The organism is Mameliella sp. MMSF_3455 (genome assembly GCF_030733205.1).
GTDB lineage: Bacteria > Pseudomonadota > Alphaproteobacteria > Rhodobacterales > Rhodobacteraceae > Antarctobacter.
The window spans coordinates 19,392-43,971 of sequence record NZ_JASHJL010000025.1 but is presented as its reverse complement, the minus strand read 5'-3'; the positions used below and the strand labels follow the sequence as shown (position 1 = coordinate 43,971).

The window sequence follows — 24,580 nt, the reverse complement described above, 5'->3', positions numbered from 1 at the left end:
GAGGAGACGCCGCCATGACCGCACCTTTCTACAATCGCCGCGCCTTTCTGGTATCCGCAGGGCTGGCCGGGGCCGCGCTGGCCCAGTCGCCCGGGCAGGTGCTGGCCGCCGGACTGGCGCCGACCCGGTCGATGCGGGGCGGCAGCAACAACTATCGGCCCGGGGCGCCCTTGGTCGAAAACCTGGGTCGCGGGTTCTTTGTCCGGGGCAAGGTGCTGCGCGCGGGCGATGGTGCGCCGCTGGAAAACTTGCGAATCCAGATCTGGGCCGCCACCGTTCTGGGCGGAGAGCGCGAGCCGCGCAATCATGGCAGCGTGCTGACCCGTGCGGATGGCTCTTTCGAGCTGGAGATGGAGCAGATCGTGCCCAATTTCGGCCAACCACACGCGCACCTCGCCTATGACGATGGCCGCTTCAAGACCGTCTTCCTGCGCCCTGTGATGCCAAGCGCCAAGGACACCTCGGTCACGGCGGATTTCGTCCTGCAGCCCGCCTGAGGCATGTCGGGCAGGGATGAACCCATGCGCGCGCTGCTGATCTGGGGGGCTGTGCTGGCGCTGATGGCGGTGCCGGTGGCACTGGCCGCCACAAGCCCCCTGCTGTCCTATCGCGGGGCGGCCTATATTGTCGGCGGCTTTGCGGGCATCATCTGCCTTTCGTTGATGGTCTTGCAGCCGCTGCTGGCGGCGGGGTACTTGCCCGGGGCTGGTGGCCCGCGCGGGCGGCGATGGCACCGATGGCTGGGGGCGGCGTTGACCGCCGGCGTTGTGCTGCATGTGGCCGGGCTCTATGTGACCAGTCCGCCCGACACGATGGATGCGCTCTTGCTCGTTTCTCCGACGCCGTTTTCCGTCTACGGCGTAACGGCCATGTGGGTCGTGTTTCTGACCGCGTTGCTGGCCGGGCTGCGGCGGCGGATCGGGCTTGGGCCCCGCCTCTGGCAGCAGTTGCACGCGGTGCTGGCGCTGGTGATCGCCGTTTCGACGGTGATTCACGCGGTTCAGATCCAGGGCGCGATGGAACCGGTGACGAAATGGGCGCTGTGCCTGGCTGTGCTGGCCGCGACCGGGGCGGTCTTGCTGGACCTGCGCGTGTTGAAGCCGCTGCGCCGTTGGCGGCGGCGGGCCAGCCGGCCCGGCCGCGCTTGACATCCGCGCCCCTCGCGGCCATGTCCGCGCGCATGACGCCCCTTCTGCAAGTTGCGCTGGGCGGCGCCCTTGGCGCCTCGGCCCGATACATGACAGGCATCGCCACGGCGCGCCTGCTGGGCAAGGGATTCCCCTGGGGTACGCTGACCGTGAACATCGTCGGGTCCTTCCTGATGGGCGTGCTGGTGGTGGCCCTTCTGCACCTCAGCGCGAACCGCTATGCGCCCTTGCTGATGACCGGCGTGCTGGGCGGATTTACCACCTTCTCGGCGTTTTCGCTGGATGCGATTACACTTTATGAACGGGGGCAGGGCGCATTGGCGGCGGTCTATGTCGCGGGGTCCGTGATCCTGTCGCTGGCGGCGCTCCTTGCCGGTCTCACCCTTGCACGGAGTGCTGTTACATGAGCCGAGTTCAAACCGTGACCGTGGGGCCGGGCGATGGCGACCAGCGGCTTGACCGCTGGCTCAAGCGGCATTTTCCGCAACTGGCGCAGGGCCGCATCGAAAAGATGTGCCGCAAGGGCGAACTGCGCGTCGATGGCGGGCGGGTCAAGGCCTCGACCCGGCTGGAGGTTGGCCAGCAGGTCCGGATTCCGCCCTTGCCCGAACCCGGGCAGGTGGAAAGCGCGCCGAAACCCGCGGTTTCGGACCAGGATGCGCAAATGATCCGCGATTGCGTGATCTACAAGGACGACCACCTGATCGCGATCAACAAGCCGCCCGGGCTGGCCACGCAGGGCGGCAGCAAGCAGACCCGCCACGTCGATGGGCTGGCCGAGGCGCTGACCTTTGGCTACGATGAGAAATCCCGGCTGGTGCACCGGTTGGACAAGGACACCTCGGGCGTTCTTGTGCTTGCTCGCACGCGCGAGGCGGCCAAGGCGTTGACCGCCGCCATCCGGCACAAGCTGACGCGCAAGATCTACTGGGCGCTGGTGGCAGGCGTTCCGACGCCCTACCTGGGCGAGATACGGTATGGCCTGGTCAAGGCACCGGGGCACGGGCATCACGGCGAGGGGGAAAAGATGCTGTGCGTCCACCCGCGCGACATGGCGCATACAGAGGGTGCAAAACGTGCACACACATTGTATGCAACGCTTTACCGGGTGGCGGGACGCGCCTCCTGGGTTGCGCTGGAACCGATCACCGGCCGCACCCATCAGCTTCGGGCGCATATGGCCGAGATCGGGCATCCGATCATCGGCGATGGCAAATACGGCGGCTCGGGTCAGGAAAACCTGGGCGACGGCTGGGGCGCGCAACTGGGCGGGGTGATCTCGCGCAAACTGCATCTGCACGCACGTTCCATGCGGTTCGAACATCCCTTCACGGGCAAGCCGCTGAGCCTGACCGCCCCCTTGCCAGACCACATGGCGCAAAGCTGGGACACGCTTGGCTGGACCGAGGACATCGCCGCCGACGATCCCTTCGAGGAACTGCAATGAGCCTGAGCCTCGTGATTTTCGACGTCGACGGAACGCTGGTCGACAGCCAGGGCGATATTCTGGGCGCCATGAGCATCGCCTTTGCCAGCGAGGGCATCGAACGCCCCACGCGCGAGGCGATCCTTGCGATTGTCGGCCTCTCTCTGCCACAGGCTTTTTCGCACCTGGCGCCGGACCTGGGCCCGGTTCAGCGCACGCGGCTGGTGGAGGCCTACAAGGACGCTTATGCCGAGTTGCGGATGAAGGGCGGGCCAGAGGCCTCGCCGCTCTATCCCGGCATTCCCGCGCTGCTGGATCGGCTGTCGGCGCGTGACGATGTGCTGTTGGGCATTGCCACGGGCAAGTCGCGGCGCGGGCTGACCGCGCTGCTGGAAAGCCACGGGCTGACGCATCGCTTCGTCACCCGGCAATGCGCCGACGACAATCCGTCAAAGCCGCATCCCGCGATGCTGTTCAACGCCATGGACGAGGCGGGCGTAGATGCCGAGCGGGCAATGATGATCGGCGACACGAGCTATGACATGGAAATGGCGCAGGCCGCAGGCATTCCGCGCATCGGCGTGACATGGGGGTATCACCCGCCCGAGGCGCTGGCCGGGGCAGAGCACGTCGTGGAGGACGCCGCTGGGCTGACCCGCGCCATAGACACCGTCCTGGAGGGCATGACATGAGCGAATGGGCGCTCAAACGTTTCTGGCAGAACGCCGAGGTGGCACCGGCCGAGGGCGGCTTTGCCGTCATGCTGGACGGGCGCGGCGTCAAGACCCCCGCCAAGTCGGCGCTGGTCGTTCCGACAGAGGCCCTGGCGCGCGAGATTGCCGGAGAATGGGCCGCGCAAGAGGACAAGGTCGATCCGACCTCCATGCCTTTTACGCGCATGGCCAATTCGGCGCTGGACAAGGTAACGCCGCAGCATGCGGCCGTGGCCGACATGCTGGCCGCCTATGGCGACAGCGACCTGTTGTGCTATCGCGCCGATGATCCGGAGGGTCTGGCAGAGCGTCAGCGGCAGGGGTGGGACCCCTTGCTTGACTGGGTCGAGGCGACCTATGGCGCAAGGCTGGTTCCTGTCGCCGGGGTCATGCATCAACCGCAGGACCCGCAGGCGCTGGCAAGGTTGAGCGCAGAGGTGCACGGGCAATCGCCCTTTCATCTGGCCGCTTTTCATGACCTCGTGTCGATGTCCGGCTCGCTGGTGCTGGCCCTGGCGGTGGTCCGCGGCGCATGCGCCCCGGAAGAGGCCTGGGCCCTGTCGCGGATCGACGAGACCTGGCAGGAGGAGCAATGGGGCGTCGATGAAGAAGCCGCCGAAATTGCCCAAAGAAAACGCGGCGAGTTCATGCATGCGAGTGTTTTCCATTCGCTCGCAGATGGTTAGATAAGGGCGAAACGGGAGAAACCTTGCCTTTCCGGCTGGCATCCTTGCTTGACCTTTGGGCGGGAATCCGCCCAAATTGGCGCAGCGTCGAGGGGGGTCGGATCAAGGATCCCTCCGTTTTTTTGTCCGGCGCGGGCCGGACTGTGACAAGCGAGATCCGGGGTTAGAGAACGGCATGCTGAGGTTACTTCTATGCGCGACGGCCTTTCTGGCCTGTGCCGTCGGCGGCGCCTCGGCCGGCACGCTGGAGGACGTCAAGGACAGGGAAGTCCTGAACTGCGGTGTAAATTCCGGCCTGATCGGCTTTGCCTCGCGGGATTCGCGTGACGAATGGGCCGGTTTCGACGTGGACCTGTGCCGCGCCATCGCGGCTGCGGTGCTGGGCGATCCTTCGGCGGTGGAATTCGTGGAAACGACCAACCGCACGCGCTTTACCCTGCTGCTGGCCGGGGACCTAGACGTTTTGGCGCGCAATACGACCTGGAGCTTTGCGACCGATGTCGGCGTGAAGGTGGATTTTGCAGGGATCAACTATTACGACGGGCAGCGCTTCATGGTGCCCAAGACGCTGGGCGTCTCCTCTCCGACGGAATTGAACGGCAAGCGCGTCTGCGTGCAGCCCGACACCAAGACGGCGATGAACCTGGACGAGTATTTCGCCCGCAACAACATCACCTATGAGCCGGTCGCGGTCGAAAGCACAGCGCAGGCGCAGACCTTCTACCTGGAAGGCGAATGCGAGGTCTTTACCGGCGACGCCTCGGAACTGGCGGCGATCCGCGCCACGTTCAAGGCGCCCGGCGATCACCTGCTGCTGGACGACGTGATTTCCAAGGAACCGCTGGGGCCGGTGGTGCGCCACGGGGATGACGAATGGGCGGACGTTGTGCGCTGGGTGCTGAATGCGCTGATTTCGGCAGAGGAACTGGGCGTGACCTCGGTCAATATCGACGAGATGCGAGAGAGCACGGACAACCCGGAAATCGCGCGCCTGCTGGGCACCAACGGGCTGATGGGCGAGATGCTGGGCCTGGATGCGGATTGGGCCGTGCGGGCGATCAAGGCTGGCGGCAACTATGGCGAGATCTTTGCCCGCAACATCGGTGAGACGACGCCAATCGGCCTGTCACGCGGTTTGAACCTGCAATGGACCGATGGTGGATTGCTTTACAGCCCGCCGTTCCGCTGAATTCGCAAGAGTTCGGATTTCTGCAAAGAAGAAACCAGGGCACGCGCCTCAGTCGGTGAGGTCGCGCGGGACGACGAAGGCGGTTGCCTTTCCTGTGCCCGGATGCAGGCTGCGCCAGTCATCGATGTCGAAGCGGGCCACCAGCGTGGCGCAGGTCGGATAGGCGGCAAAGCGCGGGTGCATGGGCGCCTCGTGTAGCAGACGCTCGGCAAATTCGGCGATGCCCGGATTGTGACCCAGCATCATCACGCTGTCGCCCTGCGCGGATCGCAAGGTCTCAAGCATGGTTTCCGGGGCGGCGTGATACAGCGCCGGTTCGAAGCGGACAGGCGCGTTGATCTCCAGCAGCGCCAGCGTTTCGCGCGTGCGCGTCGCCGTCGAGCACAGGATGTCATCCGGAAGATATCCCTTTTCCCGCAACCAGCCGCCGATGGCAGGCGCGGCACGGCGGCCCCGCTTGTTCAGGGGGCGATCGTGATCGGGCAGGCCGTGGCTCCAGTCGGACTTGGCATGGCGGATCAGGATAAGGTGTTTCATGGCGCGTCTGCCCCCAGGAAAGCCCGCATGTGAAAGGCGGATTGGGCCGTCCTGCGCGAGAAGCCGTCAGAGACCGGGCAGGCGCGGCGGACGAGGCACCCCTCGGTTCGGCAGGTGGTGCCTTCGGGTGTCAGCATGTGGGCCTTGCAGCGCGCCACGTCATAGGGCTGACCGGGCCCGAGTGCACCCACGGGGCAGGCGGTTTCGCAAGGACGCGGACAGTGGTCGCAGGGCTGCGTGCCGGTTTGGGTCAGCGGCAGCCGCACGGGGAGGGCAATGGCGCCGCGGTAGCTGATGAAGAGCCCGGCAGCATCGTGTACCAGCATTCCGACCGGAGAGGTCCAGGCGCGGCCCGTTCCCAACGCCCAGGCCAGGAACGGCGCATAGGGTGGTCCGTCCGATGGAAAGATGGCCGTTCCGCCCCAGTCCTCGGCCAGCGCGGACAGCACCCGTTTCGACCAGCGGTCGAGCGGGTCGGGCGCGCCGTCGAGGTATTCGGGGGCAGCGGTGAAAAGCGGCCAGAAATGCGGCTCGTCCGGGCCGAGCAGCAGCAGGGTGGCGGTGCCCTCTGGGGCGCCATCGTCCGTATCGGGGTGCAGGGCACCGCGCAGGCGCAGCCCGGCACGGGCAGCGGCAAGGTCGGCGTCCTGCAGGTCCCTCGGGGTCATTTTGGCAAGGGCGGCCGATTGTCAGAGCGGATCATCGACCCGGAACCATGTTCGGTGAACAGTTCGAGCAGGCAGGCATTGGCCACGCGCCCGTCGATGATGACCACGGCGCGCACGCCTTCTTCGATGGCCTTGAGCGCGGTTTCCGTCTTGGGGATCATGCCGCCCGCGATCACGCCCTCGGAGGTCATTTTGCGCACGTCGTCCGGCGACAGTTCGGTCACGACCTCGCCATCCGGTCCCTTGACGCCCTGCACATCGGTCAGCAGCAGCAGGCGGTCCGCCTTGAGCGCGCCGGCGATTGCGCCGGCGGCGGTATCGCCGTTGACGTTGTATGTCTCTGTCACCTCGGTGCCGGTGGCGACCGGGGCCACGACCGGGATGATCCCGGCGGCAAAGAGGTCGCGCAGGACCTGGACGTTCATCTCGATCGGACGACCGACAAAGCCCAGTTCGGGATCGTCGGGTTCGCAGACCATCAGGTCGTCGTCCTTCCCCGAGAGGCCGACCGCGCGGCCTCCCTCGTCCATGATCGCCTGGACGATGCGCTTGTTCACGAGGCCGGTCAGCACCATTTCGACCACTTCGACGGTGGTCTGGTCGGTGACGCGCTTGCCGCGGACGAACTTGCTTTCGATGTTCAGCCGTTTCAGCATGTCGTTGATCATCGGGCCGCCGCCGTGAACGACAACAGGGTTCACGCCCACCTGCCGCATCAGCACGATGTCACGGGCGAAGGCGGCCATTTCAGCGTCGTCGCCCATCGCGTTGCCGCCGAATTTCACCACGACGACGGCGCCGGTGTAGCGCTGCATGTAGGGCAGGGCCTCGGAGAGGGTCCGGGCGGTGGCGATCCAGTCTCTGTTCATGTTCTGTCGTCTCATCTCGGGTCTTCCAGGCGGGCGCTGTGCGCAGAATGCCCCGCGCGGGACGGGATTTCCAGAGCACAGGCGAGGGCGAAGGTCAGCTGAGGCCAGCGATGATCGCGCGCAGCGTGGCGATGCCTTCGCCCTTTTCGCTGCTGGTCAGGACGATCTCGGGGTAGGCCGCCGGATGTTTGGACAGGCGTTCGCGCACCTGGGCCAGGATCCGGTCCTTTTCCTTGTCTTTGACCTTGTCGGCCTTGGTCAGCACCGCCTGGAAAGTCACGGCGGAGCGGTCAAGCAGGGTCATGATCTCGTCGTCGACGGGTTTGATCCCGTGGCGGAAATCGATCAGCACGAACGCGCGGCGCAGGCTGACCCGGCCCGAAAGATAGGATTTCAGCAGGGCCTGCCAGCGCGCGACCACGTCCACCGGGGCATTGGCAAACCCGTAGCCGGGCAGGTCGACGAGGTAGTGATCGGCACCCAGCGTGAAATAGTTGATTTCCTGCGTGCGGCCCGGCGTGTTCGAGGCGCGTGCCAGTCCCTTGCGCCCGGTCAGCGCATTGATCAGGCTGGATTTGCCCACGTTGGACCGGCCGGCAAAGCAGACCTCGGCCCGGTCGTCGGGCGGCAGGCCGTCCATGCCGACGACGCCCTTCAGGAAATCCACTTCGTGGCCTACGAAAAGCTTGCGCGCGGCCTCGCGCGCGGCGTCGTCCGGTTCCTCGGCGACGGGAAAGGCAAGTTGCATTACAGAACCTCCACGCGGTCGCCAAGCGCGATCCGTCCGCTGCGCACGACCTCGGCCCGGACCGAGAAATCGCGGTGATCCCAGTGATCCAGCGTGCCCAGCACGTCATGATCACGCCTTCCGGTGTCGGGATTGTTGTGGGTGGCAAGGCAGCGGTCGGTGCGTTCGCGCGGAACCAGCACCGCTTCGCCGATCTGCACCTCGCGGTCGATCCAGTCGAACTCTTCCCAGGGGGCGCCGCCATCGAACCACAGATTGCCACGCCAGCGGTGGATCGACAGGGCATGGCCCAGCCGCTGTTCCACGGCCCGGTGCGAGGACAGGTTGCACAGCGTGATCGAAGGGAAATCGCTGTCGGTGAACCCGCGCGCCCTGCCATGCACCACCCGGGCGGATTGGGCGCGGTTCTCCGGAATGAAACCGCCGGCCCAGTCGATCAGCTTGCCGCCTTCGTCGTCGGGCCGCAGGGTCAGGTCGTCCCGATCCGGGTGTGAAAGCGTGACCGTGGCCGTGGCCTCGTCCAGCCGGGCAGAGATGGCCCCCAGGGCGGGGGCCTTGCTGCCGATAGAAAAGTTTCGGCAGGACACCCATTCCGATCCGTCGGCGCCGGACTGGTCGTGCGCGACCGCCCAATGGCGATCCCAGGGAAGCGTCTGCCCGACGCTCAGCGTGACCGCGTCCAACTCTTCCCGGCCGTGGCTCTTGATCGGAAAGCGCCAGATCGCGGTCAGGGAACGGGTCATTTGCTGTCCTGCTCCTTGTCCTTCTTCTTCACGCTGGACTTGATGTTGCCCAGGATGTCGGGGGTATACCCGTGGCTGCGCATGATCATGTACTGCTGCATGAAGGTGATCACGTTGTTGGTGATCCAGTAGACAACCAGGCCGCTGGCGAAGCCGCCCAGCATGAACATGAAGACCCAAGGCATCCAGGCAAAGATCATCTGCTGCGTGGGATCGGCGGGCGCCGGGTTCAGTTTTTGCTGCAGCCACATCGAGATGCCCAACAGCAGCGGCAGGATGCCGATGAAGACCAGTGCCAGGATCGACTGCGGATCGGGCGCGCCCCAGGGCAGCAGGCCGAAGAGGTTGTAGATCGAGGTCGGGTCCGGTGCCGAGAGGTCGTTGAACGGGCCAAAGAAGTTGGCATGCCGCAGCTCGAGCGTGACGAAGATCACCTTGTAGAGCGAGAAGAAGATCGGGATCTGCAGAAGGATCGGCAGGCAGCCGGCGGCCGGGTTGACCTTTTCCTTCTTATAGAGCGCCATCATCTCTTTCTGGAGCTTCTCGCGGTCGTCGCCCGCGCGCTCCTTGAGCTTTTCCATCTCCGGCTGGAGTTCCTTCATCTTCGCCATCGAGGCGTAGGACTTGTACGCCAGCGGGAAAAGCACGGCCTTGAGCAGGATCGTCAGGCCGATGATCGCCAGGCCCATGTTGCCGATATGCAGGTTCAGCCAGTGCAGGACGGCAAACATCGGCTTGGTCAGGAAGAAGAACCAGCCCCAGTCGATCGAGTCGAGGAAACGGTCGATGCCGGCCTTCTGGTATTCGCGGATGGTTTCCCATTCCTTGGCACCGGCGAACAGCTTGCTGCTGACCTCCTGGTTGGCGCCGGGGGCAAGTTCGATGGTCGGGAGCACCGCCTCTGTCTGGTAGATGTCGCGGCGCGCGTCGTATTTCACCACCGATTTGAACGGCGTGCCCGCTTCGGGGATCAACGTCGCCATCCAGTAGTGATCGGTGAACCCGACCCAGCCGGTTTCCTGCACGCGCTCGACCGTGGCCTGCGTGCCCTCGGCCGGGACGACGTCAAGGTCGGGTATGTTCTTGTACTTGGTCTGCTCGAGGATGCCGTCAGACATCTGCAGCGCGCCTTCGAACAGCACGAAGAAATTCTTGAGGTCGTCCGGTTCGCCGTGGCGCGCCAGCACGCCGTAGGGGGCCAGGGACACGGTCTGGTCGCCGGTGTTTTCGACCGCCTGCGTGACCGAGAACATGAAATCCTCGTCGACAGAGATGGTCCGGCGGAAAATCAGCCCGGAAGGGCTTTCCCAGCGCAGGGTGACCGGGCTGTCCGGGGTGAGGGTCTCGCCGCTTTCGATCGTCCACGCGGTATTGGCCCCGGGGACATCCGACAGCGCCAGGCCGTTGCCCGGCGCCCAGCCGTACAGCGCGTAGTAGGGATTGCCGCTGCCGACCGGGTCAAGCAGCTGCACGATGGGAGATTCCTCCGACAGGTCGACGTGATAGTCCTTGAGCCGCAGGTCGTCGATGCGACCGCCGGTCAGAGAGATCGACCCTTCCAGGCGGGCGCTGTCCAGTGGCAGGCGCGGCGCCTCCGTCGTGTCGGCATTCGCCGCGGGCGCCTCTGCCGGGGTGCCACCGCCAAGAGGGTCCGCGGCGCGCGGCGCGGTTGCCACACCGTCGGGCGCGGGGGCGTCGGTCTCTGTGGCTACCGGGGCATTCGGATCCTCAGTCGCCTCCGGAGGGGGAAACAGCAGGAACCATACAAGGATCACGACCATGCTGAGCGCAGTCGCGAGAAGCAGGTTCTTGTTCTGATCGTCCATGAGGCCGGCCACCTATCCGTTGAAAGTCATCGCTGGGTTCAAACGTCCCGCAGTGCAAAGGTCAAGCGGAATCCAGCCGGACGGGGCGGTGTGGCACATGGGTGCCGAGACCGGGCAAGGGGGTGGCGCGTGATTTGGAACGGGCTTTGCGGGTCAGCCGGTGCTGCCGCCCAGTTTCCTGGCGTCGGCGATCCGGGCGTCGTGTTCCTGTGCCCAGTCGATCAGCTTGTCGACGGGCATCGGGCGCGCGATGCCGAAGCCCTGGACGTGATCGCAGCCCAACTGGGCCAGCAGCGCGTGTTCGCCCACGCTTTCGACGCCTTCTGCGAGGGTTTCCAGGCCCAGTCTGTCTGCCATGCCCAGGACCGCGGCCAGCATCCGGTGCTGGTCCTCGTCCCGGTCGACGCGGGTGACAAAGCTGCGGTCGATCTTGAGCCGGTGCACGCGAAACCGGCGCAGCGAGGTGATCGACGCATGGCCTGTGCCGAAATCGTCAAGGTCGATATGGCAGCCGATCTTGCCCAGTTCGACGATGTTGCGGGCCACTATCCCCTCCGGCGCGCCGGCGATCACGGTTTCCAATACCTCGATTCCCAGCCGTTCGGCGGTCAGCCCGAAGCGGTCCAACTCCCACTGGATGCGGTCGACAAGGCGGGGGTCGCGCAGTTCCGGGTCGGAAAAGTTCACGCTGACGCGCGGAATGTCGAGGCCGGCCTGATCCCAGCTGCGCAGGGCGGTCAGCGAGTGCTGCAGGATGACCTCTGACAGGTGTTCCATGCGTCCGGCGTCTTCCAGCACGCGCAAGAATTGCGCGGGGGGGACGATGCCGCGTTCGGGGTGGATCCAGCGTGCCAGCGCCTCGACCCCGCTGATCGCCCCGGTCGAGGTGCAGATCTGCGGTTGGAACCAGGGCTGGATCTGGCCGTTCGACAGGGCGCGGTCCACCTCGTTTCGCAGCGAGCGCTGCTCCATGTGGGCCCGGCGCATGTTCTCAGACCAGGCGCGGATTGCCGAAGGGCCATTGGCTCTCGCCTCTTCCAGCGCGACCTGCGCTGCTTCCAGCAGTTGCTTGCCGGTCGCGTCGTTGCTCAGCCGCAGGCTGCCGCAGAACCCGACGGACCCCGAGAGATACCGCATGGCATCGCCGACAGATGCCGGTTCCTCGACCGCGTTCTGCAACCGTCCCGCCAGTTGCAGCAGCGCCTCGAGATCCAGCCGCAGCGACGGGCCGAGGAAGATCACGAAGCGGGTTTCGCCAAGGCGCACGGCCTCGTCGTCGCGGCGCAGGGTCTTGCGCAGGCGGCCCAGGGTCAGTTCGCGCAAGGCATCGACCGTTTCCTCATCCGCTTGCTGTGCAACCTCGGTGAGGCCATCGACCTCGATCAGCAGGCAGGCCGTGGCCAGATTGCCCGCGCGCGCGTCATCCAGCGCCTGTTGCGCCAGTTGCGTGGCCGCGATGCTGTCGACGATGTCGGTCCGATCGGTCCCCGCCCGGTCATCGCCCCGGCCCGCGGGCACGCCGATCAGCAGAAAAATGGCCGGAGTGCCCAGGGCAACCGCCAGCAAGAGCGCCTCACCGCCCAACCAGAATGCGGCAAGTGCCGCCGCCGGCAGGAAAGCCAATGCCTGTGGTCCCTGCAGACCCCGCCGCATACCCGTGCGCAGGGTTGCCGGAAGCGCGCGAAATGACGCCAACATGCCCGTGTCCTTGTACCTCATGAGGCGAGACTAGGCGACGCTGGTAACTCGGTTCTTAACGCGGCTCCGGGTTTTTCAACGAATTGGGCGATTCCATGTCTCGCATGAGGCCGGCAAAGTCGAAAAGCGTCGGGTCCAGCATGTGCGAGGGGCGCACGTTCATCAGCGCCCGGAACATGACCTGACGCCTTCCGGGGGCGTTTTTCTCCCATGCATCAAGGATTTGCTTGACCTGCTGGCGCTGCAGGCCGTCCTGGCTGCCACAGAGGTCGCAGGGAATGATCGGATAGTTCATCGCCCGCGCGAATCGGTCGCAGTCCGCCTCTGCCACATGTGCCAACGGACGGTAAACGAACAGGTCGCGCTCTTCGTTGACAAGTTTCGGCGGCATGGTCGCCAAGCGCCCGCCGTGGAACAGGTTCATGAAGAAGGTTTCCAGGATGTCATCCCGGTGATGGCCCAGGACCACGGCCGAACAGCCCTCTTCGCGCGCGATCCGGTATAGATTGCCCCGCCGCAGGCGCGAACAGAGCGCGCAGTAGGTCCGGCCCTGGGGCACTTTGTCGACCACGATGGAATAGGTGTCCTGGTACTCGATCCGGTGGGGCACCTGCATTTTTTCCAGGAATTCCGGAAGGACGGTTGCCGGAAAGCCCGGCTGGCCCTGGTCGAGGTTGCACGCCAGGATTTCGACCGGCAGCAGCCCGCGCCACTTCAGCTCGTGCAGGACCGCAAGCAGCGTGTAGCTGTCCTTGCCGCCGGACAGGCAGACAAGCCATTTGGCCCCTTCCTCGATCATGCCGTATTGCTCTACGGCCCCGCGCACGTTCTGCACGATCCGCTTGCGGAGCTTCTTGAACTCGGTGGTCTTGGGCGCCCCGTGGAACAGGGGGTGAATGTCGTCGGCATCATCCAGCATGCGGCGGGGATACGTCCCCGCCGCGACTTGGGCAAGCGTTATCGCGGGCTGGGAACCGTCATCGGAATGAAGAGGGGCGCCGTCCGGCGTCTGTCCGCCCAAGACTTTGGCGGCAGGCCGACGTCCCGCCTGAGATGATCGGTCAGATCTTCTGCAAACTGTGGCGGAGGCCGCATTCTCGGGGGGCGGAACAGCGCGGCCAGGGCGGCGGCAAGTACCTTGACCGCGCCGTGTTGCGCGATGGTGGAGGCAATGTCGGTGCTCGGATGTGGAGCGACTGTTGGATTGATCATAAGTGATTCCCGGCGCGAAAACGGCCGGACTCCTGGTCTGGTTTGAAATGGACTGACGACGCACGGGGGAGCCCGGGCGTGAGAGTCAGCGATGGTTGGTTGGAATACGGCCCGTGTCAGGCGGGGCCGGAAGTGAAGCGGTCTTAGCCCTTGAGGGATCGGCGAAAGCCGTTGCCCCAGGTCGCTTCAAGCGAGGCCGCGCGGCGCGAGAAAGTCTGATCGTTCATGTCGGACCTCCCGGTGTTGATGCGTGGTCTCTGCGGGGTCGTTAGCCGAACCCGGTCGAAAAGGATACATGTTTATCGGAAAGTGCGGGCGCCTCGGGCAATAGTGCCCGTGGCTGTGGTCAATCGGGCACGTTGTCGATGCCGGAGCCGCCCCAGGGATGACAGCGGGCAATGCGTCGCGCGGCAAGCCAGCTGCCCTTGAAAGCGCCGTGCCTTTCCAGCGCTTCCAGAGCATAGACGGAGCAGGTGGGATGAAAGCGGCACCCGTGGCCGACCCAGGGGCTGAGCACGAGGCGATAGGCGCGCACGGGCAGGGCGACGATATGGGCGAGGGGGCTCATCTGCTGCCACCGTGCACCTTGCGCAGGGCATGGCGCAAGTCTGCCTGCAGGGCGGCAAAGTCACGCCAGGCGGTCTTTTCCGCGCGGCCGATCAAGACATAGTCCCAGCCGTCGCGGCCGTGCTCGGGCAGGATCAGGCGCGCGATTTCGCGAAGCCGACGCTTGGCCCGGTTGCGGGCAACGGCGTTGCCCACCTTCTTGGAGCAGGTGAAGCCGACGCGGATACCCTCTGCCTCACCCTTCGGACGTTGGCGGGCTTGCAGCAGGAAGCCCTCTGTCGGGGCGCGCCGGGCACGGGCCGCGCGCAAAAAATCGGCGCGCCGGGCCAGAACCGTCAACGGCAAAAAGGCCGCCTCGGATCGATCCGTGGCGGTTTTTTTTTTGTCGGCGTTCATCTCCCGCTCCGCTGTGGGCGGCGTGGGGATCAGGCGCTCAGGCTCTTGCGGCCGCGGGCGCGGCGCGCGTTCAGGATCTTGCGGCCGGCCTTGGTGGCCATGCGGGCGCGGAACCCGTGGCGACGCTTGCGGACGAGGTTCGACGGCTGGAAGGTGCGTTTCATCGCGGCTACTCCGGTTCAATGCCCCCGAGTCGAGTCGGGTGCAGGAAATTCGAAGCCCTGCCTATAGGGGGGCGGGCGGCCCCTGTCAAATGGGTGTCATGGTTTTTTTGCCCCGGCGCGGGCGCCTGCCATATGGGCAGCGGGGCGTTCGGCCAGCCGCAAAGGCAGCGAGGGGACGGCCATCGGTGCCCCGCAATTTTGCGTCCTTCCTGTTTCGACTGCAACACTTGCATGTGGCAAGGCCCGCGAAATGTTTCACTCTGGCCTTTCAGGCGTGAATTTCTCACGCTGGGGCACAAGCCGGATCAAGCGGGCGTGAGACGGCTGTTTTGCCGGAGGCTCCGGGGGCATCTATGCGGTGCCCCTGACGCAACCCAAAGGCTCCAGACGATGAGTGACATGACCGATACGCCCCAACCCGGCCTCCGACGCCACCTGCCCCTGCTGGCCATCCTAATCGTGGCAGTCATCGGATATTTCACGCTGGGCGACCTGCTGAGTTTCCAGACGCTGGCGGACAATCGCGAGGCACTGCTGGCATTCCGCGACGCGAATTACCTGCTGACGCTGGGCGTGTTCATGGCGGTCTACGTCGTCATCGTCGGGTTTTCGCTGCCGGGGGCCACCATTGCCACGCTCACCGGCGGGTTCCTCTTTGCGACCTTTCCCGGGGCGCTTTACAACGTGACCGCCGCCACGCTGGGCGCCACGGGGATTTTCCTCGCCGCCCGCTGGGGAGTGGGCGCGCGCCTGGGAGACAGGCTGGAACATTCGCAGGGCATGGTGAAAAAGATCAAGGAGGGCATCGACGAGAACCAGTGGTCGATGCTGTTCCTGATCCGGCTGGTCCCGGCGGTGCCTTTCTTCGTCGCGAACCTCGTTCCCGCCTTTCTCGAGGTCCCGGTGCACCGCTATGTCATCTCGACCTTCCTGGGCATCATTCCGGGCGCGGTGGTCTATACCTCTGTCGGCGCGGGCCTCGGTGAGGTGTTCGAACGTGGTGAGACGCCGGATCTGGGCATCATCTTTGCGCCGCATGTGATCGGGCCGATCCTTGGGTTGGCCGTGCTGTCGGCGCTGCCGATCGTGCTGAAGGCCGTGCGCGGCAAGAAGGGGCTGTGATCATGGAAAAGCTGAAGTGTGATCTGCTGATCCTCGGCGCCGGTTCCGGTGGCCTGTCGGTGGCTGCGGGGGCCAGCCAGATGGGTGCCGATGTGCTCCTGCTTGAAGGTCACAAGATGGGCGGGGATTGCCTGAATTACGGTTGCGTGCCGTCGAAGGCGCTGATCGCCAGCGCCAAGGTGGCGCACGGGATGGAACATGCCGCTGTCTACGGCGTCGCTGATGCCGTGCCGCAGGTCGATTATGCCGCTGCCAAGGAACACGTCGCCGACGTGATTTCCCAGATCGAACCCGTGGACAGCCAGGAACGGTTCGAGGGTTTTGGCGTGCGCGTGATCCGCGAATTCGGGCGTTTCGTGTCTGACCGTGAGGTCGAGGCGGGCGACTATCGTATTACCGCGAGGCGAATCGTGGTTGCCACCGGGTCCTCTCCGCTTGTGCCGCCGATCCCGGGGCTGGATGGCGTGCCCTACCTGACCAATGAAACGCTGTGGGAGCTGCGCGAGCGTCCGGAACATCTGTTGATCATCGGCGGTGGTCCCATCGGGATGGAGATGGCGCAGGCGCATCGGCGGCTGGGCAGTTCCGTGACGGTGATCGAAGGCGCCAAGGCGCTTGGCAAGGATGACCCGGAACTTGCCGGGATCGTTCTGCAGACCCTGCGGGCCGAAGGCGTCGAGATCGCCGAAGAGGCCTTGGCGCAAGAGGTGCGCGGCACGGCGGGTGCCATCGAGGTGGAGGTCAAGGACGGGCGCGTCTTCCGCGGCTCTCACCTGCTGGTGGCTGTGGGGCGAAAACCGAATATCGACAGTCTGGGCCTGGAGGCCGCGGGAATCGAAACCACCAAGACGGGCATCAAGGTGGACGCCAGCCTGAAGACGACCAATTCCCGGGTTTATGCCATCGGTGACGTGGCCGGTGGAATGCAATTCACCCATGTGGCCGGCTATCACGCCGGGATCGTCATCCGTTCTGCCCTTTTTGGGCTGCCGGCAAAGGCAAAGACGGATCACATTCCTTGGGCCACCTACACCCAGCCCGAGCTGGCGCAGGTGGGCCTGACAGAGGAGGCGGCGCGTAGGGCATATGGCGACCGGATGGAAGTGGCGCGGTTCGACTACCATCATAACGACCGGGCCATTGCCGAACGCAGAACGCGCGGTGTCATCAAGGTCATGGTGGTCAGAGGCCGGCCCGTGGGCGTGTCGATCGTGGGGCACCAGGCCGGGGAACTGATCAATCTTTGGTCTCTGGTGATCGCCAACGGGCTCAAGATGAGCGCGGTCTCGAACATGGTTTCGCCCTATCCGACCATCGGGGAGATTAACAAACGCGCCGCGGGGGCCTATTTCTCTCCCAGGCTGTTCGAAAACGAGACGGTCAAGAAGGTGGTGCGGCTGGTCCAGCGCTGGCTGCCCTGAACACGGTAGGACATGGTCAACTCGCTTTCCGGACGTTTCCTGATCCTCACCATCATCTTCGTGATGGTGGCCGAGGTGTTGATCTTTGTCCCGTCGGTGGCGCGCTTCCGCGAGGACTACCTGCTGGCTCGGCTGGAACGGGCACAGATCGCCTCGTTGGCCTTGTTGGCCGACGAAATGATCGAGCCGGAGCTGGAGAAGGAACTGCTGGACAACGCGGGCGTCTTCAACGTGGTGCTGCGGCGAGACGAGATCCGTCAGTTGATGCTGTCCTCTCCGATACCGGGCGAGGTGACCCAGACCTTCGACCTGCGCGATGCGACGGCATGGGTGCTGATGCGCGATGCCATCCTTTGTCTGGTCGACCCCGAAATGCAGGTGATCCGGGTGATCGGTGATCCGCTGCGCGATGGAGGAGAGCTGATCGAGGTCACGATGGACAGCGCCCCCCTGCGATCCGCGATGATCGACTACGGCCTGCGCATCCTGCTGCTCTCGGCGGCGATCTCGATCATCACCGCCGGGCTGCTGTTCCTGGCGGTGCGATCCTTGCTGGTCAAGCCGATCAAGGGCGTGGTCGGTCATATCGGTGCCTATGCCGAGGCGCCCGAGGACGCGCGGCGGATCATCACGCCCTCCGCCACGGTGCGAGAGCTGCGCGAGGCAGAGGAGTCGCTGCAATCCCTTCAGACGCAGCTGACCCAGGCCCTGCGTCAGAAGGATCGGCTGGCGCAACTGGGCGGTGCGGTGGCCCGGGTCAGCCATGACCTGCGCAACATCCTGACCAGCGCGCAGCTGTTCACCGACCGGATCGAAATGTCCGAGGATCCGGCGGTCAAGCGCATGGCGCCCAAGCTGGTCAATTCGATCACCCGTGCAGTTTCGCTTTGCGAGAGCACGCTGGCCTTTGGCCGTGCCGAGGAGCCAGCGCCGGTGATGACCCTGTTCAACCTGGCGGAGTTGACCAACGAGGTGCTCGAGGCCGAGAGGCTGGCCATCGGCGAGGCCGACGTCTCGCTGAGCGAGGATATCCCGGCCGGATTGATGGTGCGCGGCGATCCGGAACAGATCTACCGGGCCCTGTCGAACATGGTCCGCAATGCGCGGCAGGCCATCGTGGCGACCTCGCAGTCGGGAGAGATCAACATTGCCGCGCGGATCGAGGATGCGGATTGGGTCATCACTGTGACCGACACCGGTCCCGGCCTGCCGCCCAAGGCACGCGATCACCTGTTCCAGCCGTTCCAGGGCGGTGTGCGCAAGGGCGGCTCGGGGCTGGGCCTGGCAATCGTGGCCGAACTGGTCCGTGGGCATGGCGGCAACCTGAGGCTGGCGCGCACGGACGAAACCGGCACCTGCTTCGAGATCCGTCTGCCGATGGGAGATGTGGGCTGACGACCACTGGTCGCGGTGTCCGGCGGGGTTTGTGGAATTTCTTTGGCCTGATCGAAAAAATCCGCGGATTGCCCCTTGCATCGTGCAAGGGTGGGCGGTAAACGCAGCCCTCACGGACCGATAGCTCAGCTGGATAGAGTACTTGACTACGAATCAAGGGGTCGGGGGTTCGAATCCTCCTCGGTCCGCCACTTCTCCCTGAAAGCACAGGGAAAGTGGCGGAGGGCAGAACTGCCCGTCACGTTGTCCTCAAATCTATATGCTCTCGAAATGAGCGCAGTCTCAGGCGCATCTTGCGTGGTGTTCGCATCGGAATGACCGTCAGGCCGTCACGTTTGCCCGTCGATTTTCGAATGCTGTCGGCATCATAGCCTTTGCCAGCCACTTAAAACCCGGATTGGGCGTGTTACCAATCGTGACGAGGTCAATGCCAAGGTGCTTCGATGTCCAGCCCGGCTGCGGTGGCTGGTGCGTGGGCTGCCAAGGCGAATCGCTCGATGAACGCTTTCGTTCCGCCCGACATCAGGTCTCGTACCAAGCTGATCCCCATCGCGGAAATCGGGCTGAAACGCGCCTGACACGACGGTGAAGTCCTTTTTGTCGATACGGCCTAAACCGAGGCTCGGTGGACCTCGATGCCGGCAGGGGCGAAATTGCTTTCTGTTTGCACATCCGTGACGACATGCGCGATGCGGTCGATGTCGCAGATCGATACCCGGCTTTCCGCTCCGATCTTGCGGGCGTCACACAGCATGATGCAGGTGTTGGAGCGGTCTATCATCTTTCGCGCAACTTCGGCTTCATGCAGTTCGTAATCGGTCGCGCCGCGCTCGATGCTCAGCCCAACGGGCCCGACAACCGAATAGTCGGTCAGGAAGCGATCGATTTCCGACAGGGTCAGTTCCCCGAATGTCGCCGGGACTTCGCCATGCGGGCTGCCACCCAAGAGCAAAGTGTCGATGCCTCCGACGGGGGCCAGGATCTGGGCGATTTCGATGCAGTTGGTTATGACGCGCAGGTCAGAGCGCTGAGTCAACGCAAGGGCAAATGCGCGGGTTGTCGTGCCCGCGTCGACGAAGAGTGATGCGCCTGCCGGAATCAGCTCTGCAGCCCGGCGCCCTATGGCCTGTTTCACTTCCGGTCTTTCTACCAGGCGGTCGCGAAAGGCGGCCTCGGGGCGTGCGTCCTGGGCCACGGGCACTGCGCCGCCATGCACGCGGCGAAGGCTCCCCCTCTTTTCAAGGTCCAGAAGGTCGCGCCGTATCGTTTCGCGGGAAACGTTGAAGCGATCGGCCAATGCGTTGGTCTGAACCTTTCCGTCCCGCAGCAGGTCCGAAAGAATCGCAGATTGTCGCTCATGCGACCACATGGATGTGTGTGTTTGCTTGGAAATCATGTCCGGCGTTCCCTTTGCCCGCCTGTATTTGGTCAGTGTATCGGCCATTCTTCCGCCAAAAGTCCACGGAAAACCGCATGCGTTGTGGATGTGTGTTGTGGTTTTGTGTGTGGTTAGCATCGATATCGCGCTCATACGTCGCCTAAATGCCAAAAAATAGCGCATTTAGTGGTTTTGCATGTGTTTGTGAGGAAATGTGTGGATTTTTTGGTTCCAATGGTTGCATTGTGAAGGGGATCCGTCGTGACGGGTCGCTCAGGAACCATGAAGAGGGGCTTATGCTCGACCTAGCCGACGCACTTTCATTCGCTCAGACGACCGCAGACGCCGCGGGCAAGCTGGCCCTCAGTCACTTCCGCAACGAGCTTAGCGTCGAACACAAGGCTGACGACAGCCCGGTCACCATCGCGGACCGGATGATCGAGACCTACCTGCGTGAGCGCATTACGGAACGCTTTCCCGATCACGGCATCTACGGTGAAGAGCACGGGACCGAAGGTCTCGACCGCCGCTTTGTCTGGGTCGTTGATCCCATCGATGGCACCAAGAGCTTTGTCACGGGGCATCCGCTGTTCGGTGGTCTGATTGCCCTGTTGGACGAGGGAAAGCCGCGCCTGGGCCAGATCGACATGCCGGCAACCGGTGAGCGCTGGTGTGGTATCGACGGGTACGACAGCACCCTGAACGGCGTGGCCATCCGCACCAGTGGTTGCACCGACCTCGCGCGCGCCTATGCCTATACCACCGATCCCATGCTGTTTGCCGGGCCTCGGGCGCCGATCTTCTCCATGCTCCGGGATCGCGTGCGCCTGCTGCGGTTCGGCGGAGATTGCTACAACTACGCACTCTTGGCCTCGGGCTATTGCGACCTCGTCCTGGAATGCGGGTTGGAACCCTACGACTACTTGCCGGTCGTTCAGATCGTGCAGGGGGCGGGCGGATGCATCACCGATTGGCAGGGGCAAGCCCTGCATGCCGGATCGACCGGCGATGTCGTGGCCTCTGCCACGCCCGAACTTCACGCGCAGATCCTCGCAGAATTGGCCCGCCTCCGCCTGGCAGAGCCAGCCTGACCCCCGCTCATTGGGGGACTTTGAAAATTCATAACGCAAGACCCAACAGGAGAGAAAAAATGGACAGAAGAACCTTCATGCGGACAGCTGCGGCAGGCCTGGGGGCCGGCGCGGTGCAGCTAAACACCAATCTTCTTGTCAGCCCCGCGATGGCGCAGGCGAGCCGGCCGTTGGTGTTCCTTTCGGCCGAGAACATCACCGGCAACTGGGACCCGATGGCGCATACAACGTTGTCCCAGTTCAATATCGAAGGCTTCGTGATGGGTTTTCTGACCCGCGCGCCGATGATGCCGGACAACCCCGACGAGGTGGTCTATGAACTCGCGACCGAACTGAACCTGCTGGACGCGACCCACCTGGAAATCAAGCTGCGCGAGGGCGTGACCTTCCACGACGGAGAGCCGTTCAGTGCCAAGGACGTCAAGGCCACCTTCGAATACGGGGCCCAGCCGGCGCGCGCGCGCCAAGTTTACCCGGGATTCGCCGACACTTTCGAAGTGACCACGCCAGACGACTACACAGTGATCGTCGACACCACCAAGGGCGGTTACGGCGCGGCGATGTTCATCTTCCTCGCGTCCTATTTGCCGATCATGTCCGCAAAGGACATCGCACAGGGCCCGAATGGTGTTCTGAACCAGCGCCTGAACGGCACCGGGCCGTTCAAGTTCGTCGAGCAACGTGGCAATGACACCGTCATGGAGGCTTTCCCGGATTACTTCCGCGGTGCGCCTCAGATCCCGGGCGTGACTTTCTCTTATGTCGGGGATGCAACGACACGGATGTTGTCCCTGATGAACGGACAGGCCGACGTGATCGAACGCCTTGAACCCGAACAGGTGGAAACGCTGGCCAAGGAGGAAGGCATCGTTTTGAACCGGGCGGTGTCGGTCGAGAACAAGTATCTCTGGTTCCGCTGCTCCAAGCCGCCGTTCGACAACCCACTGGTGCGCAAGGCTGCGGCCCATGCCATCGACCGCTCTCTGATCCTCGAGGTCATGGGCACCGCGGGTGAGCCGTCTTCGAACTTCGTTTCGCCGATCAAGTTCGGTTACACCGATCTTGAGAACTATCCCGAATATGATCCCGAAGAGTGTCAGCGCCTGCTGGCAGAGGCGGGTTTTCCGGGCGGCGAAGGTCTGCCAGAGCTTGAATACATCACCTCGACCGGCTTCTACCCCAAGACCAAGGAATACGGTGAACTGATCACCGTGCTGCTTCAGGAGCAGGGGTTCCCGGTCAAGCTGAACGTGATGGAAACGGCGGCGTGGAACGAGCGGCTGTACGACCGTCCGGGCGGTGGCCCCGGCCACATGATCGACTGCGGCTGGACGTCTGCATCGCCCGAGCCCGACCTTGTCCTGCGGACCCACTTCCACTCCACGTCCAAGCGGATCTGCGGCATCGAGGATCCAGAGATCGACGCGGCGCTGGATGCGGAACGTGACGCTCCGAGCCTCGAAGCCCGCCGTGAGAGCTTGCAGACCAACCTGATGCCCATGCTGGCGGACAAGGTTCCGGCCTACAGCCTGTTCACCTCCGTCCTGATGCACGGCGTGCGGGCCGACGTGCAGGACTTGTTCATCTATCCCGACGGTACGGCCGACGCGTCGAAAACCACGCTGAGCTGACCCTGAAGAGGGGGCCTCTTGGCCCCCTCGACCTTCCACTCCTGCCCTCTGGAGAAGCCCATGTTCCTAGCTCGATTTCTCGCAAGGCGACTCGCCCAGGGGGCGCTGATCGTCTTCCTGGTATCGGCCCTGATCTTCACCTTGCTCAGGGTCGTGCCCGGCGACCCCGTCCGGTTGATGGCCGGTGGTATGGCGCCCGAGGCGCTGATCGAGGAAATCGCCTCTGACATGGGGCTGCGTGATCCGATCTACATACAATTCGGTCGCTACATCGGCGGTATTCTGCAGGGCGATCTTGGGCAAAGCTTCGTGCGTCCCGCCAATGGTGCGGCGGTGGGCGGTGCCAGCTTCGACGACAGTACGCGTAGCGAAAGGGCCGAGGTCTGGACCCTGATCGCCGAAACGGCACCGATGACGCTGCAACTGGCGGTACTGGCGATGGCTTTCGCCCTGTTGATCGCCTTGCCCATTGGAATTTGGGGCGGTCTCAGACCCGGAGGATGGCCGGATCGCTTTGCCCTGTACATATCGTCGGTCTTCGTCAGCCTCCCGAATTTCTGGCTAGGTATCGTGCTGGCGCTGCTGCTGTCGGTGAAGCTGAAACTGGTGCCGGCCATCGGTTATGAAGGGTTCGCCTATACGATCCTGCCCGCCTTCGTGCTGGCGATCGAAATCGCGCCATTCATCATCCGCACCCTGACCGTCTCCGTCGCCGGCGTCATGAGCCAGAGCTTCATCGACATTGCGGCGGTGCGCGGCTTGACGCGCAACCAGATCATTTTTCGACACGCGCTGAAGAATTCATCGGTGCCGCTCCTGAACCTGCTTGGCGTGCAGTTTTCCATGTTGCTGGGCGGCGTTCTCGTTATCGAATTCATCTTCGATTATCCCGGACTCGGCCTGTTGACCATCAACGCCGTGATGCAGCGCGACTTTCCCCTGATCCAGGGCATCGCCATCGTCACCGCCGCTGCCTTCGTCCTTATCAACATCATCGTCGATCTTGCCGCGACGACCATCGACCCGAGGCTGGAATACTGATGAGTGCCATAGACATCTCTCCCGACCTGCCGTCCAAGGCCCGTGCCAAGACGATCTCTGCGCGCATCTGGTCCGAGGCATTTGCTTCTACCGAGTTCCGCATCGGCCTGATCGTGTTCACCTTGCTGGTCGCGGCCGCTTCTCTCTATCCTTGGCTGTCTGACGTCGATCCGACAAAGATGAACATCCGTGCAAAACTGTCCCCGCCCATTCTGATGGGCGAGGGCTGGAGTTGGTCTCATCCGTTGGGTACCGACCAGCTGGGGCGGGACATGCTGGCCAGGACGCTCGTCGGCCTGCGCTACTCGCTGCTGATCGGGATCTCGACCACGATCTTGATGGTGGCGGTTGGCGCGATGATCGGCCTGTTCGCCGGATATTTCGGCGGGCGCGTCGATACGGTCTTGATGCGCCTCACGGATGCACAGCTTTCGATCCCGATGATCATTCTCGCCATCACGATCCTTGGTGTATCCCGACCGACGATCCCCTCCATTATCCTCGTCCTGGGACTTGCGGGCTGGCCGGTCTATGCGCGGGTCATGCGGTCGACCGTCATGGCCGAGCGCAAAAAGGAATTCGTCCGCGGTGCCATGGTTCTGGGCGCAACGGACTGGCGGATCATGTTTACCCTGCTTTTGCCGCTGGTGCTGCCCCCGCTGGTCTTCGTCGCCGTTCTCGACATCGCACGCATGATGATTTTCGAATCCGTGCTGGGGTTTCTGGGGCTCGGGGTGCAGCCGCCGACACCCACCTTCGGCAACATCATCGCAGATGGGCGCAAATACCTGATGAACGCGTGGTGGATTGCCACGATGCCGGGTGTCTTTCTGGTCCTCACGCTGACCTCGGTCAACCTGATGGGGGCGGCCCTCGAACGCGCCCGCAACAAGATCTACGCAGGAGCCTGA

The 24,580-nt window shown here is 64.1% G+C and carries 27 protein-coding genes and 1 tRNA gene; 16 read left to right on the top strand and 12 right to left on the bottom strand.

Features of this window, described 5'->3' with window-relative positions; translation table 11 throughout:
• Positions 1-14: 14 nt before the first annotated feature.
• The 7 genes from RBB42_RS17690 to RBB42_RS17660 all read left to right on the top strand — a co-directional run bounded on the left by RBB42_RS17690 (position 15) and on the right by RBB42_RS17660 (position 5,162).
• A complete protein-coding gene (locus RBB42_RS17690) occupies positions 15-497 on the top strand; it encodes a peptidase associated/transthyretin-like domain-containing protein (RefSeq protein WP_305968047.1) in 483 nt (160 codons plus the stop codon).
• A 24-nt stretch (positions 498-521) separates the two neighbouring features.
• Positions 522-1,148, top strand: coding sequence for a ferric reductase-like transmembrane domain-containing protein (locus RBB42_RS17685; RefSeq protein WP_305968048.1), 627 nt, complete (start codon positions 522-524; stop codon positions 1,146-1,148).
• Between the two features lie 32 nt (positions 1,149-1,180).
• Positions 1,181-1,555, top strand: a complete 375-nt coding sequence (gene crcB, locus RBB42_RS17680; RefSeq protein ID WP_305968049.1) for a fluoride efflux transporter CrcB — start codon at positions 1,181-1,183, stop codon at positions 1,553-1,555.
• Complete coding sequence (locus RBB42_RS17675; protein ID WP_305968050.1) at positions 1,552-2,595, top strand: RluA family pseudouridine synthase; 1,044 nt, start codon at positions 1,552-1,554, stop codon at positions 2,593-2,595. The genes crcB and RBB42_RS17675 overlap by 4 nt, the downstream gene beginning before the upstream one ends.
• The gene (locus RBB42_RS17670) at positions 2,592-3,266 is read left to right on the top strand and encodes an HAD-IA family hydrolase (RefSeq protein ID WP_305968051.1); all 675 of its coding nucleotides are present in this window, start codon (positions 2,592-2,594) and stop codon (positions 3,264-3,266) included. The genes RBB42_RS17675 and RBB42_RS17670 overlap by 4 nt, the downstream gene beginning before the upstream one ends.
• Positions 3,263-3,973: an ATP12 family chaperone protein gene (locus tag RBB42_RS17665; RefSeq protein ID WP_305968052.1), complete on the top strand. Its 711-nt coding sequence runs from the start codon at positions 3,263-3,265 to the stop codon at positions 3,971-3,973. Before RBB42_RS17670 ends, RBB42_RS17665 begins: the two co-directional genes overlap by 4 nt.
• Before the next feature lie 175 nt (positions 3,974-4,148).
• Positions 4,149-5,162, top strand: coding sequence for an amino acid ABC transporter substrate-binding protein (locus tag RBB42_RS17660; RefSeq protein ID WP_305968053.1), 1,014 nt, complete (start codon positions 4,149-4,151; stop codon positions 5,160-5,162).
• 48 nt (positions 5,163-5,210) lie between these two features.
• On the opposite strand, the gene RBB42_RS17655 is transcribed toward RBB42_RS17660, so the two are convergent.
• The 11 genes from RBB42_RS17655 to rpmH form a co-directional block, all read right to left on the bottom strand.
• Entirely contained in the window at positions 5,211-5,699 is a 489-nt protein-coding gene (locus RBB42_RS17655; protein ID WP_305968054.1) for a SixA phosphatase family protein, read from the bottom strand.
• Positions 5,696-6,367, bottom strand: a complete 672-nt coding sequence (locus RBB42_RS17650) for a ferredoxin (RefSeq protein ID WP_305968055.1) — start codon at positions 6,365-6,367, stop codon at positions 5,696-5,698. The genes RBB42_RS17655 and RBB42_RS17650 overlap by 4 nt, the downstream gene beginning before the upstream one ends.
• Entirely contained in the window at positions 6,364-7,251 is an 888-nt protein-coding gene (argB, locus tag RBB42_RS17645) for an acetylglutamate kinase (protein WP_305968056.1), read from the bottom strand. The genes RBB42_RS17650 and argB overlap by 4 nt, the downstream gene beginning before the upstream one ends.
• Before the next feature lie 79 nt (positions 7,252-7,330).
• On the bottom strand, positions 7,331-7,984 hold the full coding sequence (gene yihA / locus RBB42_RS17640; protein ID WP_305968057.1) for a ribosome biogenesis GTP-binding protein YihA/YsxC: 654 nt from the start codon (positions 7,982-7,984) through the stop codon (positions 7,331-7,333).
• The gene (locus RBB42_RS17635; protein WP_305968058.1) at positions 7,984-8,727 is read right to left on the bottom strand and encodes an MOSC domain-containing protein; all 744 of its coding nucleotides are present in this window, start codon (positions 8,725-8,727) and stop codon (positions 7,984-7,986) included. Before RBB42_RS17635 ends, yihA begins: the two co-directional genes overlap by 1 nt.
• Positions 8,724-10,553, bottom strand: coding sequence for a membrane protein insertase YidC (yidC, locus tag RBB42_RS17630; RefSeq protein WP_305968059.1), 1,830 nt, complete (start codon positions 10,551-10,553; stop codon positions 8,724-8,726). The genes RBB42_RS17635 and yidC overlap by 4 nt, the downstream gene beginning before the upstream one ends.
• 153 nt (positions 10,554-10,706) lie before the next feature.
• Positions 10,707-12,251 (bottom strand): putative bifunctional diguanylate cyclase/phosphodiesterase, encoded by a 1,545-nt coding sequence (locus tag RBB42_RS17625; protein ID WP_305968060.1) that lies wholly within the window; start codon positions 12,249-12,251, stop codon positions 10,707-10,709.
• Between the two features lie 55 nt (positions 12,252-12,306).
• Positions 12,307-13,170 carry a tRNA 2-thiocytidine(32) synthetase TtcA gene (ttcA, locus tag RBB42_RS17620; RefSeq protein WP_305968061.1) on the bottom strand — a complete coding sequence of 288 codons (864 nt, stop codon included), beginning with the start codon at positions 13,168-13,170 and terminating at the stop codon, positions 12,307-12,309.
• Between the two features lie 639 nt (positions 13,171-13,809).
• Positions 13,810-14,031 (bottom strand): membrane protein insertion efficiency factor YidD, encoded by a 222-nt coding sequence (gene yidD, locus RBB42_RS17615; RefSeq protein ID WP_305968062.1) that lies wholly within the window; start codon positions 14,029-14,031, stop codon positions 13,810-13,812.
• Entirely contained in the window at positions 14,028-14,426 is a 399-nt protein-coding gene (rnpA, locus tag RBB42_RS17610) for a ribonuclease P protein component (RefSeq protein ID WP_305968063.1), read from the bottom strand. The genes yidD and rnpA overlap by 4 nt, the downstream gene beginning before the upstream one ends.
• Before the next feature lie 29 nt (positions 14,427-14,455).
• A complete protein-coding gene (gene rpmH, locus RBB42_RS17605; RefSeq protein WP_012177012.1) occupies positions 14,456-14,590 on the bottom strand; it encodes a 50S ribosomal protein L34 in 135 nt (44 codons plus the stop codon).
• A 390-nt stretch (positions 14,591-14,980) separates the two neighbouring features.
• Between rpmH and RBB42_RS17600 the strand changes: the two genes are divergently transcribed.
• The 5 genes from RBB42_RS17600 to RBB42_RS17580 all read left to right on the top strand — a co-directional run bounded on the left by RBB42_RS17600 (position 14,981) and on the right by RBB42_RS17580 (position 19,106).
• Entirely contained in the window at positions 14,981-15,712 is a 732-nt protein-coding gene (locus RBB42_RS17600; protein WP_305968064.1) for a TVP38/TMEM64 family protein, read from the top strand.
• A 2-nt stretch (positions 15,713-15,714) separates the two neighbouring features.
• A complete protein-coding gene (locus RBB42_RS17595; RefSeq protein WP_305968065.1) occupies positions 15,715-17,133 on the top strand; it encodes a dihydrolipoyl dehydrogenase family protein in 1,419 nt (472 codons plus the stop codon).
• 12 nt (positions 17,134-17,145) lie between these two features.
• A complete protein-coding gene (locus RBB42_RS17590) occupies positions 17,146-18,528 on the top strand; it encodes a sensor histidine kinase (RefSeq protein WP_305968066.1) in 1,383 nt (460 codons plus the stop codon).
• A 114-nt stretch (positions 18,529-18,642) separates the two neighbouring features.
• Positions 18,643-18,719, top strand: a tRNA-Arg gene (locus tag RBB42_RS17585).
• A 252-nt stretch (positions 18,720-18,971) separates the two neighbouring features.
• Positions 18,972-19,106 (top strand): hypothetical protein, encoded by a 135-nt coding sequence (locus RBB42_RS17580; protein WP_305968067.1) that lies wholly within the window; start codon positions 18,972-18,974, stop codon positions 19,104-19,106.
• A gap of 32 nt (positions 19,107-19,138) precedes the next feature.
• Here the strand turns inward: RBB42_RS17580 and RBB42_RS17575 are convergent, their stop codons facing one another.
• Positions 19,139-20,089: a DeoR/GlpR family DNA-binding transcription regulator gene (locus RBB42_RS17575; RefSeq protein WP_305968068.1), complete on the bottom strand. Its 951-nt coding sequence runs from the start codon at positions 20,087-20,089 to the stop codon at positions 19,139-19,141.
• Positions 20,090-20,202: 113 nt separating this feature from the next.
• On the opposite strand from RBB42_RS17575, the gene hisN reads away from it, so the two are divergent.
• The 4 genes from hisN to RBB42_RS17555 are packed head-to-tail and all read left to right on the top strand — an operon-like array spanning position 20,203 to position 24,580.
• Positions 20,203-20,997, top strand: a complete 795-nt coding sequence (hisN, locus tag RBB42_RS17570; RefSeq protein ID WP_305968069.1) for a histidinol-phosphatase — start codon at positions 20,203-20,205, stop codon at positions 20,995-20,997.
• A 59-nt stretch (positions 20,998-21,056) separates the two neighbouring features.
• Positions 21,057-22,628 (top strand): ABC transporter substrate-binding protein, encoded by a 1,572-nt coding sequence (locus RBB42_RS17565; RefSeq protein WP_305968070.1) that lies wholly within the window; start codon positions 21,057-21,059, stop codon positions 22,626-22,628.
• Between the two features lie 60 nt (positions 22,629-22,688).
• Positions 22,689-23,669: an ABC transporter permease gene (locus RBB42_RS17560; protein ID WP_305968071.1), complete on the top strand. Its 981-nt coding sequence runs from the start codon at positions 22,689-22,691 to the stop codon at positions 23,667-23,669.
• Positions 23,669-24,580 carry an ABC transporter permease gene (locus tag RBB42_RS17555; protein WP_305968072.1) on the top strand — a complete coding sequence of 304 codons (912 nt, stop codon included), beginning with the start codon at positions 23,669-23,671 and terminating at the stop codon, positions 24,578-24,580. Before RBB42_RS17560 ends, RBB42_RS17555 begins: the two co-directional genes overlap by 1 nt.